The following is a 15,430-nucleotide window of genomic DNA, read 5'->3' as shown; positions in this document are numbered from 1 at the left end:
TCCTATCGGTTTGTCGTGTGAGTAGTGAGTTGGTGAATGGCCCGTTCCAACATGATGGGGCCCTCAGGAGTGAGCACGGATTCGGGGTGGAACTGGACACCCCCCGCCATGCCGTCGAGAGTCTCCCCCGCCATGACCACGTCGCCGATGTCAGTCCGAGTGGTCGCCAGCGCGCGCATGCCGGAGGGCACGCTCGTGCAGCCCAGCGAGTGATAGCGCGCAACCGGGACCTGCGTGCCCACGTAGTTCGGATTGTCAGGCTCCACGTCGGTGGTGAGCCCCTCGAAGAGTGGGTGTTTCGCACCCTCTGGCGTGAGCGTCATCGGGAGCGAGACGCCGTGCACCGGGCCGCAGGGCTCGACGGTGCCGCCGTGGTGATGCAGCAGTGCCTGGAAGCCGAGGCAGATGCCGAACAGTGGTATCGTGCCCAGGACGGTGTCGATGAGTTCCATCATGCAGCCCGCCTCTGTCGGGTGGCCGGGGCCGGGCGACAGGCAGATGATGTCCGGGCGCGCGCCCAGGATCTCGTCCACGGAGACAGTATTACGGAAGACCGTGGTGTCGAAGCCGGCGAGTGCGTCGACTAGGTTGTAGACGAAGGAGTCGTGGTTATCGATCAATACGACCTTGGGTGGAGTCATTAGCGCACAACCTCCAGCGTGGCATGATGAGCGGCGGCGATGGCGCTCAAGACCGCGTAGGCCTTGTGGAGCGTCTCATCAGCCTCGGATTGCGGGACGGAGTCGCGCACGACGCCCGCTCCCGCCTGGACCACGGCGGTCCCGTTCTTGACGTAGGCCGAGCGTATGACAATGCAATTGTCCATCGAGCCGTCGCCCTTCAAGTACCCCACTGCCCCGCCGTAGGAACCGCGGCGTACCTTCTCCGTCTCACGAATGAGCTCCATCGCGCGCAGCTTGGGCGCGCCGGTGAGAGTGCCCATGTTCATGCACGCGCGGTACGCGTCGAGCGCGTCGAAGTCCGGGTGCAGCTCCGCCGTCACGCGCGAGACCAAGTGCATGACGCGCGAGTAGCGGTCCACCTGGAGCAAGTCCGCGACGCGACGGGTCCGCGGCACCGCCACGCGGGCCAAGTCATTGCGGGCGAGGTCCACGAGCATGGTGTGCTCTGCGACCTCTTTGTGGTCGGTGCGCATCTCAAGCTCGTTGCGGATGTCGAGTTCGTCGTTGATGGTGCCGTCTGGGTTGAGGCCGCGTGGGCGCGTGCCGGCGATGGGATAGAGCTGCACCTCGCGCGTCGCCGCCGTGAATTTCAGGTTGGACTCTGGCGAGGCGCCGAAGAGTTCGTAGTCCGCGCCGCGGACGTAGAACATGTACGGCGACGGGTTCGACTCGCGCAGCGCGCGGTAGGCCGCGAAGGCATCCGGGCACTCGAGCGAAAATGCGCGCGCCGGCACCACCTGATAGATGTCGCCCGCTGTGACGTTATTTTGTAACTGTGACACAATTGCCCTGAACTCTGAGTCGGGGATCGAAGCGGTCGCGGTGACCCGATCGCGGCTCGGCGCGGGCTCCAGATCCTTCGCCGCAGTCTCCGCGAGCGCCGCCAAGCTTGCCGATGCCGCCTCTTCCGTCAGGTTGACCGCATGCAGCGCCGCGGTGCCCGCGAGGTGATCAACCGTGAGGAGAGTCTGCGCGACGACGAACTCATAGTCTGGGTAATCGTTTGGCCCCTCCCCTACCTTCGGCAGCTTCTCGAAGGTCTCGAGATAGTCATAGGCGAAGCCGCCGCCGATGAAGGGCAGCATGCCGTCGGAGTATCCCGCATCGAGCTGCAGGGCGCGCAACACCGCTGCGGTCGATACGTCTCGCAGACGCTCGCGCTCGTCCACCTTCTCTGAGAGCTCGAAGACGAACGCCTCGCCGTCGAAGTGATCCGCAAGTTGTTCCTTGAGTCGGCCCAGCATTGCGTCGCCCACTGGGGTTAGGGGCGTAGCAATGACGTGCTGACCCCGGCACGTGACCTTAAGTGCTGCTTGGAGAACGGCGATGCAGTTGACGTTCTTCTTCGACTCGATATCCGCCGCCTCGAGCAGCAGGCTGTCGTGCGCCGTCGCCAGCCGGTGGAAGAGCAGGGAAGCGTCCTGCTCATAGGGAATCTCGCGTGTGGCTGTCGCAAGTAGTGGTGGCATTTTCAGTGCCCTTTCGCGGCTAAATAATATCTGTAGCTTGTTTTATTTTGTCAGCTAAAGGTTCGCGCCGCGAGCGCCGGGTGGCTATGAAAACCACGAAAGGCCCGCGTACACGCGAGCCTTAACTTTCTGGGTTGCTTTCAACCGGCCCGCCGTTACGCGTGCCACCACCAGTTCTGGGTGTTGTTGGTCAGAAGTTGCATGAGACACACGTTAGCACGCGCTTCCACCGGGCGGGAGGTTTTTCCCATAATTCATTCACGCGGCGGCGCTTCCTCCTCTGTTGGCGAGGCCGCTCTCATAGCAAAAGTCTTTCGAAAGTTTCACTATGAACCGTCAGATTTTTACTATGAGGCGTCAGGTTTTGCCATGAGGTCGTGAATTAAGGACAGTTGTATTCTGCCGTGTCATGGCGTTGAAGGGATGCTCTCTGTAACCTCGGCCACATGGACACCCTCGCAGAAAAGTTAGCTCCGCTCCAGGACCAATTTTCTACCGAACTCGCCAACCGCCGCGCCGACGCAGAGGAAGCCTTTGCCCGCTTCGAGGCGGCCCATGCCGCCGACCCGCGCTTCGATGGACTCAAGCCGTGGCGCGCACCCTATGTCGACGCGTTCGCTCGCGCCGTCGCCCCAGAGATGAGCGTCGAGGATGTCGAGCTCGTGCTCGGCCAGGCCCTCGTGAAGTACTACGACAGTGATTGGCTTGTGGTGGGCGACGATGACGGCAGGCCGGTCTTTGGCGCCTACGCGCCCGGCCGTCGCTTCGCGCACCTGCCGGGGACATACGCGCGCGAGGTCGTGAATGGCACCCAATACCGCTACTTCGGACTGCACTGGACCGAGGACTTCACGTTTCCGGAAGAGAACGAGGAGGAATGGGCGGACCATTACCGCCACCTCGTGGAGGCGTTCTACTACCTCATCGCGCACCCCGAGGCGACGGTGAAGGAAGCGCTGGAGTCGGTGCAGGGGGCATCGGAAAGCTCGGCGGAGCTTGAGGCCGAGCTTACGGAATTGGCGGAGGAGCACCTCTAGTGGGGCACATATTTTCATGTGACTGAAAACCCACCGAGCAACAGCAAATTACGCTTCACACAAGTATTTCTTCCGATAGGAAGTCGACACCTGCCCGTCGACACGGGCACTATCACCGTCTCTGGCACGGATGTCGCCCGCCGCATCGTCGCTGAAGGCAACCTCACGACGCTCATGGTAACCCACAACATGGCCCAGGCCCTCAGCGTTGGCAACCGCCTCATCATGATGCACGAGGGGCGCATCATCTACTCCGCCGACGCCGTGACCAAGGCGCAGCTCACCGTGGAAGACCTCATGGCGGAGTCCGCAAAAATCAAGGGCGTCTCTGACCACACCCTGTTGCACTAGCTTTCCGATGCCCCTACCCCGGCGTTGTGCCTCGTCACGGACGGCCCCTGCCAGACCCTCCTTGCGTTAACCTCCGGCACCGTCCTGCAGGAGCATAACTCCCCGCCCGCCGCGAGCATCCAGGTTCTGGCTGGAGCTGTGACGAGGCGGCCGGGCATGAGAAGCCACGGCGATTAGTCGGGTTCTTTCATTCGGAGGATATAGATGCTCACGCACACCGCAATGGTGGGCAACAGAATCCACGCGAACATCTTCCCGATGAGGAATGCAGACAACAAGATGCTCGCCCACAGCAGTGGAATTGTCCGTGCCTTGTCTTTGCGGGACATCTGTCCCGAGCGGAAGTTGTGGATGTAGGGGCCGAAAATAGGGTGGCTCATGAGCCACGAATGGAAGCGGTCCGAGCTGCGCGCGAAACAGAAGCCCGCGACAAGCAGGAATGGTGTCGTCGGTATGAGGGGCAGGACGACGCCCACGGCGCCCATCGTAAGGGACACGCAGCCGGCGGCTAGCAGGAGTGGTCGAAGCATGAGGGTTACCTTACTAAGCTTGCCCTTCACATCCAATGTTTCACGTGAAACTCATCAGGTGCCCCCATGCGAAGGAAATGCGATCCGGGCACCCAAAACCCGCGTAGCGTGGCCTGCATAACTCTCCACAAGAAAGGATCTGACAATGGGAGTAAAAGTCTCCGAACTGCTCGCAAAGGTGCCTACGGGTCTCCTTATTAATGGTGAATGGCGCGACGCCGCCTCGGGTGAGACCTTCGAGGTGGAGAACCCCGCCACTGGCGAGACTCTTGCGACGCTTGCGTCCGCAGGTTCGGATGACGCGATGGCTGCCCTCGATGCCGCCTGTGCCGTCAAGGACGAGTGGGCGCGCACCTCCCCGCGCGAGCGTTCCAACATCCTGCGTCGCGCCTTCGATCTCGTGACGGAGCGCAAGGACGAGTTCGCTGCTCTCATGACTCTGGAGATGGGCAAGCCGCTCGCCGAGGCCTACGGCGAGGTGACCTACGGCGCCGAGTACCTGCGCTGGTTCAGTGAGGAGGCCGTCCGCGACTATGGCGCTACCTTGCCGGCGCCGGAGGGCACCATTCAGATGGTCACTCGCCGCAAGCCGGTGGGCCCGTGCCTGCTCATTACCCCGTGGAACTTCCCGCTTGCCATGGCGACCCGCAAGGTAGGCCCGGCCGTGGCTGCTGGCTGCACCATGGTGCTCAAGCCGGCGAAGCTCACGCCGCTCACGTCCCAGTACTTCGCCCAGACCATGATTGAGGCAGGCCTTCCGGCTGGCGTCCTCAACGTCGTCTCCGGCAAGTCTGCGTCCGCCATCTCCGAGCCGCTCATGGCAGACTCTCGCCTGCGCAAGGTCTCCTTCACTGGCTCGACTCCGGTGGGCAAGACTCTGCTCAAGGCTGCCGCGGACAACGTGCTGCGCACCTCCATGGAGCTGGGTGGTAACGCGCCGTTCATCGTCTTCGAGGACGCCGACCTGGACCAGGCGGTCGAAGGCGCGATGGGTGCCAAGATGCGCAACATCGGCGAGGCCTGCACCGCGGCCAACCGCTTCATCGTCCACGAGTCCGTCGCCGACGAGTTCGCGAAGAAGTTCGCCGCGAAGATCGGCGAACTCAAACTCGGCAACGGCCTCGACGAGGGTGTTACCTGTGGCCCGCTCATCGAAAAGAAGGCTCTCGACAATGTCACCTCGCTCGTGGACGACGCCGTTGAGAAGGGCGCCACCGCGCTTATCGGCGGCAAGCCCGGTGAGGGCGTGGGTTACTTCTACACCCCGACCGTCCTCATCAACGTCTCCCGCGACGCCCGCGTGGCGCAGGAGGAGATCTTCGGCCCCGTCGCGCCGATCCTCACGTTCTCCACGGAGGCCGAGGCTATCGAGATCGCCAACGACACGGAGTTCGGCCTGGCGTCTTACGTCTACACGGAGAACTCTGACCGCATGTGGCGCCTCGCTGACGGCCTGGAGTTCGGCCTCATGGGCTACAACGCGGGTGTCATCTCCAACGCCGCTGCCCCGTTCGGTGGCGTGAAGCAGTCTGGCATGGGCCGCGAAGGCGGCGCCGAGGGCATCGCCGAGTACACCTCGCTGCAGTACATCGGCGTCCGCAACCCCTACGCCAACGCCTAAGCGCCGCGTAACGATCTATCACCTCCTGGAGATGTAGTATCGTGAGTCACATTTTGACTCACGCTTTCTCCAGGAGGTTTTATGTCTCAGTTCAGCACCTACGCGGATCTGCTCGCTGCCGTCACCACTGACGGCGGGTCACCGGTCCACGACCCGGCGACCGGCGAGCTTATCGGCACCTACACCGTCGGCACCGTCGCGGACCTCGACCACGCCGTTGCGACCGCGCGCGTTGCCCAGAAAGACTTCGCTGCCCTCAAGGATGAGGAGCGGTGCGAGCTCCTGCTCAAAGCTGCCGATGCCGTCGAGGCCGCCGCCGAGCCCCTCGCCGAGCTCCTCTCCCGTGAGCAGGGCAAGCCGCTCAACGGTCCTAACGCCCGCTTTGAGGTAGGTGCCTGCGCCGCGTGGCTGCGTGCCACCGCCTCCTTCGAGTCCCCCGACTACACCGCCGTCGATGACGACATCACCGCGACGGTCCACTACCGTCCCCTCGGCGTTGTAGGTGCCATCGGTCCGTGGAACTGGCCCATGATGATCACCACGTGGCAGTTCGCCCCGGCTCTGCGCATGGGCAACGCCGTCGTCATCAAGCCCTCTGAGTACACCCCGCTCTCCGTCCTCGCCCTCGCGGCCGTGATTAACGACGTCCTGCCGGCGAACCTCCTCCAGGTCGTTACAGGCGACGGCTCCGTAGGCGCCGCCGTGACCTCCCACCCGGACATCGACAAGATCATGTTCACCGGTTCGACGGCGACCGGTAAGAAGATCGTCGAGTCTTCCGCCGCGAACCTCCAGCGCCTCACCCTCGAGCTCGGCGGCAACGACGCCGGCATCGTTCTCGACGACGCGGACCCAGCCGCCATCGCGGGCGACCTTTTCTGGGGTGCGTTCATCAACACCGGCCAGACCTGTGCCGCCATGAAGCGTCTCTACGTGCCCGAGTCCCTCTACGACGCCGTCTGCGATGCCCTCGTCGAAGTCGCTAAGGCCTCCCCCATGGGCGTTGGCCTTGAGGAAGAGAACGTCCTCGGCCCGCTGCAAAACCAACAGCAGTTCGACATCGTCGACCGACTCGTGAAGTCCGCCCAGGACTCCGGCGCCCGCGTTCTGTTGGGCGGCGACCCGGACTACGACGCGCCGGGCTACTTCTACCCCACTACGCTCGTCGCAGATATCGACCCGGACAACCCGCTCGTGATCGAGGAGCAGTTCGGCCCAGCCCTGCCGATCATCAAGTACACCGACCTTGACTGGGCCATCGAGCAGGCCAACAAGCTCGACGTTGGCCTCGGCTCTTCGGTCTGGTCCTCGGACCGCGACCGCGCTCGCGAAGTCGCCGCACGCCTCGAGGCCGGCACCACGTGGATCAACGGCCACGGCGGCGTCGACCCCCGCGTCCCCTTCGGCGGCATCAAGTCCTCCGGCTACGGCGTCGAGTTCGGCACCGAGGGTCTCAAGGGCCTCGCCTACCCGCACATCATCAACGGCTAGCCGCGCACCGATCACTCCCGATCACTCATCCATCACTCCCGATCACTCATCCATCACTGACGATCACTCATCGTCAGTGATGGATTCTCGTTTTTCTCGCGCCGCTTGGCCCCCTCATCCGGACACCCGCAAGGCTTGAAATATGTATGTGTCCTGCAGAAATCCGAGAAAATTCGCCGTATCATACACACTACGAATCCGATTCTCTCACTCGGATGAGTGACGCTATCCCTTAGCCGAAAATGGCCATCATTCACGCCAGAACCCCGATCACTCATCCCTAAGCAGAGATCACTCATCGATTTGCGGCTACTTCGGACGATCACTCACGCTAAATTTTCGATCACACATGAAAAAATGCTCGTATTTCACGATGAGTGACGATATTATGGAGATCACTCACGCAACAGCTACAGTCGCGGGTGCGTTTTGGGCGAGTCACGACGAGACGGGGAAAAGCGATGGATTTCGAGGCGGTAGTTGATGTCTTGGAACATCATGATTCTGATAACCAGAGGATTGAAGTAAAACGCACGGCATCGTCATTAGGGAAGTCGGTGTGGGATAGCATTTCGGCGTTTGCCAATACTGACGGTGGGGTTGTCGTTCTTGGCGTGAACGAGACACCGGAGGGCTTTGCACCTGCAGAGGATTTCTCTCCTCAGAAAATCCGGGATGAATTGCTTAGTGGGCTCAATGAAAAGTCCTCTGCGGGTACGAAAGTTACACCGGTTCCGGAATATCAAATCAGCACGGAAACCTGGCGGGATCATCCGGTCATTATGGTTGGCATTGAACCGATGCGATTCCATCCGCAGCATCAGCGCAACATGCCATGCTACGTAACGGCTAAGGGCTTAAAGAATGGCACGTTTAAGCGTGTGGGCGACGCGGATAAGCGAATGAGCGCTTATGAAATCTATCAGTGGCAAAGCCGCTTCATTCCGGATGACTCTGACGCCGCTATCGTCAATGGCGCGGCGTTAGAGGACCTCGATCTTGAGGCTGCCGCAGCCATGGTGGAGACGTTGCGTGTTCACAACTCGCGCGTGGTGGAGGGTGCCGAGGACCTTACCGATGTGCTGGCGCGGCTCAACGTTCTGTCTAGTGGCGTGCCCACGCTGGCGGGCGTATTGACGTTTGGACACTATCCGCAGCAGTTCTTCCCGCAGTTGTTTATCGATGTCACGTCCCACCCAGGAGTTGCAAAGGGAGCCAGTGACGATGGAACGCGTTTCCGCAGCCGTGAGATGTGCGATGGTCCTATTCCATTGGCCATCCAATCCGCGGTCGATGCCGTCATGAAGGAAATGCGGGTGCGCTACGTCGAGCGCGACGCGCAGGTCGACCGGGAGCCGGAAATTCCGGAGATGGTCGTGCGCGAGTCCATTACCAACGCCGTCATGCACCGCGACTATTCGCCGATTGTGCAGGGGCGTCAGATTGCCGTGGACATTTTTGCCGATCGGGTGGAAATCAGGAACCCGGGCGGGCTATGGGGCGACCGCACCGTGGACAATATCCGAGACAATAGCTCCATGTCGCGCAATCGGCGTTTGTCGGCGCTGCTCAGTCGGACGCCAGCAGCACGCGGCAGCGGTACGGTGTCAGAAAACCAAGGCAGCGGCGTTCCCCGCATGTTCCAGGCAATGACGAAGTCAGGGCTTCCCGGCCCAGAGTTCATAGATCGCGGCGGCGAGTTCGTGGTGGTGTTATCCCGCTTTGGGCTCATGGATGACGCCATCGCCCGGTGGGTGGATTCCGTGGCGCCACATGCGGAGCGAGCATTGCAGGTTGCGCTGGTCTTTGCGCGCGATCTCGGCGCCGTGACCCCGCACATGTTGCGTGAGCACTTGGGACTCGACTCCGATGATGCGCGCGCGTGTCTCGAACGCGGTGTACGTGACGGAGTCCTCGATGCTGCGACCGATGAACGTTTTGTGTTATCGACTTCGAGCCTGGGATTGGATAGCGAGCAGGAGAAGATTCTCGCCCTGCTCGCAGACAAGGGGACGTTGTCGAGCCATGAGGTGGCAGAAGGAATCGGGCTGAGTTTGAGCCGGGTTCGCCCGCGCCTTTCCGGACTGGTCGACGTGGGGTTAATCGAGGCGACGGCCCCATTGACAAGCCGTAACCGCAAGTATCACCTCGCTTGATGTGGCGCCGGCTCGGCAACCCTAGTTCGCCACCGCCAGCACATCGCTGAGCGGCGCCTGTGGCGCGTCCACGGTGGAACTCGACGAGCGATCCTGCGCCAGCATTTCCGGCAGGGCGCGGCGCAGCGCCTCCTGGAGGAAGCCGATGACATCCGGCGGCAGGTGGATGCAGCCGCGCGGCGCCTCGCGGTCGCGCAGACCGAGGCAGGCCGCGGAGCTTAGAATGTGGTCCACGTAGGAGTGGATGAGGCCGCCGCCCTGGCGCGGCCAGAGCGCTTCCTCAACATGGTCGAGGAATTCGTTCTGCACCTGTGTGATGTGGACACCGCGCATATCCGCGAGCGGATGGAAGACGAGGTCGCTGTAGAGGAAGTACAACGACAGCAGACTGTCGAGAATGAGCCGGTCGCGGTTGCCGACGGGATAGTAGTCGAGCAGGGTACGTCCCAGCTCGGCCGGGGCGAGCTCGGTGAGTTCCAGTGCTTCGGCGGTGACGCGGACTGCGCCCTTCTCGCGATCGAGGACGAGAAGCTGCATGTTGGCAAGGTTCTCAATCATGATGCCGGCCACGGCGATCGTGTGATGCTCGCAGAGAGGTACGGGGTGGACGGAGCGAATGATCCGGGCGGCGTCGTCGAAGGAGAGCGGCGGGTGGGGATCCTCGTTGAGACGCAGGGTGGGGGCCATGCGCACAATCTTCTTCACGGCGCGTCCCACGGTAGCCGCACCGGAGTCGGAGAGGCCGAACTGCTCGGTGGAGACGAAGGCGCCCACGAGTGCATCGAGCCCTGGGATGTCGAGCTGATCTGCGAGGAAAGCGGGCACGGATGTTCCGGCCTGTGCGGCGGCGATGGCGGCGTCTTCGAACTGCTGCGTCTTCCAGAACGGCAGTGCGGGTCCCAGCGTGGCACGGGCGAGCTCGAACTGGGGGCTTGCCTGGAGCTCGCCCGTGATGACGACGCTGCGCACAGCGTCCGTGAGCGTCGCGAGCTTAGCGCGCCGGGGGTCTGCGTCGGAGATACGAATCTGCTTGATCGACCGAGTGCCCAAGACTCGCTCACAGGTGTTGAGCTGCTCATCGGTGAGCTTCGTGCCCTTCTTCTGCACGGCTTTGATGATGCCCTGGACGGTGTACCAATCGTCAAACGACGTGCCCGGTGGAGGAGTTGCGCCACAGGCGTCGACGAGCATGGCCCGGCGGTGCATGCGGTGAGAGTACTGCAGGTGCTCGACCTCGATGGTCCACTCCTCTCCCGGTCCGCCTTCGTAGCGGATCACGGCATCCGTTTCGAGGGCCTCAATGACGCAGTCATAGGACTCGGGATGATGGAAGTCGTAGGGGTCATCGGACAACGAAGTGGGTTCGACCTCGAAATAGTGGAACCCCGTGGCGTCGAAGTTGAAGGCTGCGCAGATGAGGTGGTGGAGATCGTCGAAGGTCGTGGCTTCCGGGACGATGAGTGTGCGGGACAGAGTTTCGTAGGAGTTGATGGACGTGAGAGTAATCATGTGAGAAATCATGGCCGCGATACTACAAAGAAAGTCGGCACATCCGTTCTACCTGGGAAAATGCAAAATACGGCTATCACGTATTGCCCAATATATTGTGCAACGAGGTTCCCAGCGATGTGAGCGGGTACCCCTGAGTAGGAGTTTTCCAATTTGGTATCTGCTGATTCGAGAGTGTTGACGGACACCAACGGGGATGGATTTGCCGGGGTGCGTTAGCTCTCGAACGCCCAATCTCACGCCTTGATGGGGGTAGTCTCTCATGGCCACTGTTCCGCCAGGCAACCCGAACCACCCGCCCGACGCCAACGTCCCCATAGATGCCATCCGCGCGTTTATCGAAGCACGCGACGGTACCTGCCGCCGCGCCGACTGCACCGTGCCCGCCAAGCACGCACAGCGTGACCACCACGTCGAAACCGGCGAAGGCGCAGACACCTGCACCGACAACCTCATCGCCGTATGCCACTATCACCACAACGTGAAGACAGACCGGCGGTGGGACTACATTCTCGAGCCCGCAACCGGAACCGGCTACTGGCTCTTTGAAGATGGCATCTGGGAAGCCATTAAACGCAACTTCGTCCCCCTCCCCGACTCCGAGGAGATCGGCTTCGACGACTAGAAAACAGACCGAGTATTACTCGGAATGCGATGTTCCACGTGAAACACGGAGTTTCGCGTGCTTGTCCGCGACCTCAACGCGCTTTGCCATCGGCAGGTGATGGATATCCGGCAAGCAGTGGACCTCGACGACGTGGCGGGCGAGCTCCAAATCGCCCAACTTGGCGCGAAAGGCCATGCCCATGGTGACGTCATGATCGGGGCGCCCGATGAACTCGAGCGCGTCGCCGGGTGTAATGCGGCCGGGCTCGAGCACCCGGAAATAGGCACCGCAGTCGCCGCGATCCGCCCAGGTCTTGACCCAGCCGCGCTCCCCCAGCCACTCGGCAAAGGTGCCGCAGGGCGTGCGGGGTACGGAAACCTCGAGGAGAGCGGAGCCGACGCGAACCTGCTGACCGATGAGGAGATCGCGGAGCACGACGCCGGAGGTGGTGAGGTTCTCGCCGAACATGCCGCTGCGAAGCGGTCGCCCGAACTCGGTCTCCCAGAAGTCGAGTTCCTCGCGAGCGTAAGCGTAGACCGCCTTGTGGGCGCCGCCGTGAAAGTCGCTGTCCCCTACGAAGTCGTCGGCCACGCCGGATCCGTCCCCGTAGTTCGGACCAGGCGCGGAGACGTCAATGGACGCGGCTGGGTGTTTGTCTATGCCCGTCGTGGGATACCGGCGGACGGAGTGATCGTGTGGAACGGCGATATTCGTGGAGACAACCTGCATGGTTATCTATTGTTGCATAGATATTGGGTGAGTCCCTCCGCTGTGCGAAGGTCGTAGGCGAAGAGTGCGGGGGCGAGCGCGGCGGCATCGGCAAGCTGGGGCAGGTCGTCCTGGAGGATGGCGAGGACGGCGGGCTGTGGGAGCAGTCCAGCGGCGACGGCGCGGAACGCGAGTGCGAAGACGTACGAGATGTACGGCATCCAGGCCGCAGAGACGAACGGCGTGTCGCCACCACCGAAGGCGCCGAGCGCGACGAGGGTATGCGAGACGGAGGTGTCGAATCCCAGTTGGCCCAGTACGCTGGCGAGCTTTTGGGCGTCGCCGCGCAGGTGGCTCACGGAGCCGAGGCGGTAGAAGTCCTCGTCGTGCGCGAAGCAGTCGCGCAGGGCCGCGATGCGGGCGGCCTCGTCGTTGACGGCCGTCGAGGTTGGGGTTGCGTCGGGACCGGAGGCCTTCATGAGGAGCAGCGGGCGGGTGAGTGAGTCGATGCCGGCGTCAAAGGCGAGGGCAAGCTCCGACGCGGCGCCGGCGGGGACGCCCACGTTCCATGGGTGAGCCACAAGTTGGGTCTGTGCCAACGCTTTCGCTTGACGGGACAATGAGAGGCCGGACGCGGGCAGTGCGCGCACGGCGGCGCCGGGCTCCGCGCGCAGGCGCTCGAGGACGGCGGCGAAGGTGGACTCGATGCGGGCGTTGCGGCTCGCGGTGGCGAGGGCCTCGAGCGCGGCGTAGGCGGCCCAGGCTTCTTCCACCGTAGCGTCGGCGAAGCTTACCTCACCGGGGGCCTCCGCGATGACGGCATTTGGCGCCGGGTGCGCGGGCGCGGACAGGTCAGTGAGTGGCTCTTCCGCGCGGGCGTCGATGATAAGTGGGCCAGCTTCCTGCAAAGAGGAAGGAAGTGCCAGGTCAACGAGGCGCTCCGGGGAACGAGCCGGGTCGTTCAAGGGCCAGGCCCAGACGAGGAGATCCGAAATCTCTTCTTCCTCTTCGTTGAAGGACAACTCGACGTGGGTCTCCGAGAGCGTGGCGCCGGTGATGAGCGGGGCACGCTTCACCGTCGCGATGGCAGCGTAAATGAGATCCGAGGCGGCAGATGCCTCGTATTCCACCACGCGGCGCTCGGGGGCTTGTGCAAGGTGGCGGGAGCGGGCGGCATCGTCAAGCGAGTCCAGGAAGTCCTCGTAAGACAACGTCGACCACAGGAGGTAGAGCTCCATGGAGGACTGCTTGCGCACCGCGTGGCGCAGCGCGCGGTTGGACAGGGAAACGTTGCGGTGTGACTGCGTGGAGCCGGCGGTCGAGGCGAGCGACTTCATCTTCTGGCGCTTATCAATGGCCACGAACTTGGCGAGCGGCAGCGGCTGCGGCGAGTATACCGTGAGCGCGGCATCCGCATCGAGCAGGCTGGCGTAAATGACCTGCTTATCGAAGGATTCCGTGGGTTCGGTGCCGGTGAGCTTCACGCGCGTGCGCAGCGTCGCGGGCGTCACTCGGAAATCGAGTTCGTAGCCGGCCTCGCTCGCGACCGTCTCCATTCGGGAGGTTTCCGTGGGCTCGAATTCGCGCGTGCCCTTGTCAAACACAATCGCCTTGCCTGGCGCCGAGGCGAGCGTGTAGCTAAACGGGGAGAGCTGACCAGCTGCGTCGATAAACCGGAAGCCGGTGCCGCGCGGACCTTCGTTCTTCGCGCGCATGTGGAGCGCCTCCGCGATGGAGAACACGCGCATATCCACCTGCTCGCCGTCGCGCAGCAGCCCCACCTCGTAGCGGCCGACCCAGGGGTCTTCGTAGAGGTCAGAGGGGAAAATCTCGAAGGTCCCCTCCCCTACCGTCTCGTCCGAAATCGGTTCGCGCTCGCCGCCCAGCGGCGCGTAGACGAGCTGAATGACCCACTCGCCCGGCTGCGTGATGGTCACCGTGGGCGACGCCTTAAACACCGGCCGGTGGTCGAGCCCGCGCGCGTTCGGCAGCGTCGCGACGTCCGTGCCCCACTCCCAGGCCGCAGGGGCGGTCACAGCGAAGTTCGCCGCGCTGACCTGCGGTGTGATGAGGGACAGCTCCGAGCCTTCCGATGCCCCCTCCACGTCCAGGTTCCAGGCCGCCCAGCCGTCCCATTCGCCGTGCGCGTGATGGGTCTCGGAGACCCCGGAGATCCCGGAGACCACCGTGCCAGCCGGCGCCAGCAGGACGTAGTGCGCCGGGAAGAGACCCTGTCGCGCGTCCACGACGCGGGCGCGGTCATCGAGCACGATGTACGGGGACTGTGCGGTCGCGCCGATGAAGGTGGCCTTAAAGTGCTCCCCCAACGCGAGATCGATGCGGGCGAACGGCTGTGACAGCGCCACGAGCAGTGGTTCTTCATCGCCCGCCGCGGCGCGCAGGACGCGCGTGGTGGTCTCCCCCTCCAGGTCCGTGACCGCCACGGTCCAGGTGTAGCCCGTTGTCGCAATCGCTGGGATGTCGATGGCGAGGCTGTGGGTTGAGTTGCTCCACGTCAGGTGCGGCATGCCGGTGACGAGGGCTTCATCTGCCGAAGCAGAAGCAGAAAATGTGGACGATTGATTAAGGCGGTTGTCCTGACTCATTTGCTCCATCCTAGGACAGCGGGCGCCCTTTTCCGCAACCCGCAGGAACACGAGGAAAGTCTAGTCATTCTCCCTAAAAATAGCCGCGCAAGACAACGATGTATTGGCCTAGTGCGTTCTGCGCGACGCCCACTCCCCCCACGCGCAGGCCCGGATCGAGCATCACCGCGTTATGGGTGGGCGAGGCTTGCCACTGCCGCACAGGCGCGTGCGCGTCCGGCCCCGCAGTCAGCGCGATGTTTTCAAACGTATCCGTGCCGGAATGCCAGATCCGCGTCCCGCCCTGTGCGTTGAGGTGGTCCGCCCAGCCCTGCGCGTCGTTCGCCTGCCGGACGTTAAAGGCCACCGGCGCGCGTCCGTGGCTCACGCGATATGCGTTGAGCTCGGTCATGACGGTCCCGCGCACGGCCTCCAGATCCGGCCGCGTCGCCCGGTACCCCGTCGCTGTCGAGGACCCTGCCTGCGAGGACAGCCCTGCAAAAGACGGCAGCTTAATCTGGGAGAACAGGCCGTTGACCTGCGCCATCACTGTCGCCACGACATCGTCCACCACGGTGGCCTGCGCGGGAGACGACACCCCCACGGTGAGCGTGGCTGCAAGTGCGGCTGCGGCAAGGGCGGGTGGGGTACGCATTAAATTCTCTCCGAGGTAGGTGGCTGTG

12 protein-coding genes and 1 pseudogene are annotated in these 15,430 nt (G+C 63.1%); 6 read left to right on the top strand and 7 right to left on the bottom strand.

From position 1 onward, the window contains the following. Positions 1-2 precede the first annotated feature (2 nt). The gene (locus HMPREF3227_RS09490; protein ID WP_066492659.1) at positions 3-641 is read right to left on the bottom strand and encodes an anthranilate synthase component II; all 639 of its coding nucleotides are present in this window, start codon (positions 639-641) and stop codon (positions 3-5) included. Next, complete coding sequence (locus HMPREF3227_RS09485) at positions 641-2,152, bottom strand: anthranilate synthase component 1 (RefSeq protein ID WP_066512501.1); 1,512 nt, start codon at positions 2,150-2,152, stop codon at positions 641-643. The genes HMPREF3227_RS09490 and HMPREF3227_RS09485 overlap by 1 nt, the downstream gene beginning before the upstream one ends. A gap of 446 nt (positions 2,153-2,598) precedes the next feature. Between HMPREF3227_RS09485 and HMPREF3227_RS09480 the strand changes: the two genes are divergently transcribed. Together HMPREF3227_RS09480 and HMPREF3227_RS13015 are read left to right on the top strand one after the other, a co-directional pair. Then, a complete protein-coding gene (locus tag HMPREF3227_RS09480) occupies positions 2,599-3,189 on the top strand; it encodes a hypothetical protein (RefSeq protein WP_066512499.1) in 591 nt (196 codons plus the stop codon). Positions 3,190-3,315: 126 nt separating this feature from the next. Continuing rightward, positions 3,316-3,540, top strand: a pseudogene (locus HMPREF3227_RS13015) (ABC transporter ATP-binding protein); the annotation flags it as partial. A 173-nt stretch (positions 3,541-3,713) separates the two neighbouring features. Here HMPREF3227_RS13015 and HMPREF3227_RS09475 read toward each other — a convergent pair. Beyond that, positions 3,714-4,070 (bottom strand): YbaN family protein, encoded by a 357-nt coding sequence (locus HMPREF3227_RS09475; RefSeq protein WP_066492649.1) that lies wholly within the window; start codon positions 4,068-4,070, stop codon positions 3,714-3,716. 145 nt (positions 4,071-4,215) lie between these two features. On the opposite strand from HMPREF3227_RS09475, the gene HMPREF3227_RS09470 reads away from it, so the two are divergent. The 3 genes from HMPREF3227_RS09470 to HMPREF3227_RS09460 all read left to right on the top strand — a co-directional run bounded on the left by HMPREF3227_RS09470 (position 4,216) and on the right by HMPREF3227_RS09460 (position 9,338). Then, the gene (locus HMPREF3227_RS09470; RefSeq protein WP_066512496.1) at positions 4,216-5,691 is read left to right on the top strand and encodes an NAD-dependent succinate-semialdehyde dehydrogenase; all 1,476 of its coding nucleotides are present in this window, start codon (positions 4,216-4,218) and stop codon (positions 5,689-5,691) included. Between the two features lie 81 nt (positions 5,692-5,772). Further along, entirely contained in the window at positions 5,773-7,182 is a 1,410-nt protein-coding gene (locus tag HMPREF3227_RS09465) for an aldehyde dehydrogenase family protein (RefSeq protein ID WP_066492646.1), read from the top strand. 461 nt (positions 7,183-7,643) lie between these two features. After that, positions 7,644-9,338 (top strand): ATP-binding protein, encoded by a 1,695-nt coding sequence (locus HMPREF3227_RS09460; protein ID WP_066512494.1) that lies wholly within the window; start codon positions 7,644-7,646, stop codon positions 9,336-9,338. A gap of 21 nt (positions 9,339-9,359) precedes the next feature. Here the strand turns inward: HMPREF3227_RS09460 and HMPREF3227_RS09455 are convergent, their stop codons facing one another. Then, entirely contained in the window at positions 9,360-10,859 is a 1,500-nt protein-coding gene (locus tag HMPREF3227_RS09455; RefSeq protein WP_066512493.1) for an IS1096 element passenger TnpR family protein, read from the bottom strand. A 250-nt stretch (positions 10,860-11,109) separates the two neighbouring features. On the opposite strand from HMPREF3227_RS09455, the gene HMPREF3227_RS09450 reads away from it, so the two are divergent. Then, positions 11,110-11,472: an HNH endonuclease signature motif containing protein gene (locus tag HMPREF3227_RS09450; RefSeq protein ID WP_066512490.1), complete on the top strand. Its 363-nt coding sequence runs from the start codon at positions 11,110-11,112 to the stop codon at positions 11,470-11,472. Between the two features lie 15 nt (positions 11,473-11,487). On the opposite strand, the gene HMPREF3227_RS09445 is transcribed toward HMPREF3227_RS09450, so the two are convergent. From HMPREF3227_RS09445 to HMPREF3227_RS09435, 3 genes are all read right to left on the bottom strand, one after another. Continuing rightward, complete coding sequence (locus tag HMPREF3227_RS09445) at positions 11,488-12,183, bottom strand: MOSC domain-containing protein (protein WP_066492639.1); 696 nt, start codon at positions 12,181-12,183, stop codon at positions 11,488-11,490. A 2-nt stretch (positions 12,184-12,185) separates the two neighbouring features. Further along, positions 12,186-14,768 (bottom strand): hypothetical protein, encoded by a 2,583-nt coding sequence (locus HMPREF3227_RS09440; protein ID WP_066512486.1) that lies wholly within the window; start codon positions 14,766-14,768, stop codon positions 12,186-12,188. Positions 14,769-14,841: 73 nt separating this feature from the next. After that, on the bottom strand, positions 14,842-15,402 hold the full coding sequence (locus tag HMPREF3227_RS09435; RefSeq protein ID WP_066492634.1) for a CAP domain-containing protein: 561 nt from the start codon (positions 15,400-15,402) through the stop codon (positions 14,842-14,844). Between the last annotated feature and the right edge of the window lie 28 nt (positions 15,403-15,430).

Source organism: Corynebacterium sp. CMW7794, assembly GCF_001563605.1.
GTDB lineage: Bacteria > Actinomycetota > Actinomycetes > Mycobacteriales > Mycobacteriaceae > Corynebacterium > Corynebacterium phoceense.
Note: the sequence above shows the minus strand (reverse complement) of the source record. Positions and strands in the feature narration are given on the sequence as shown.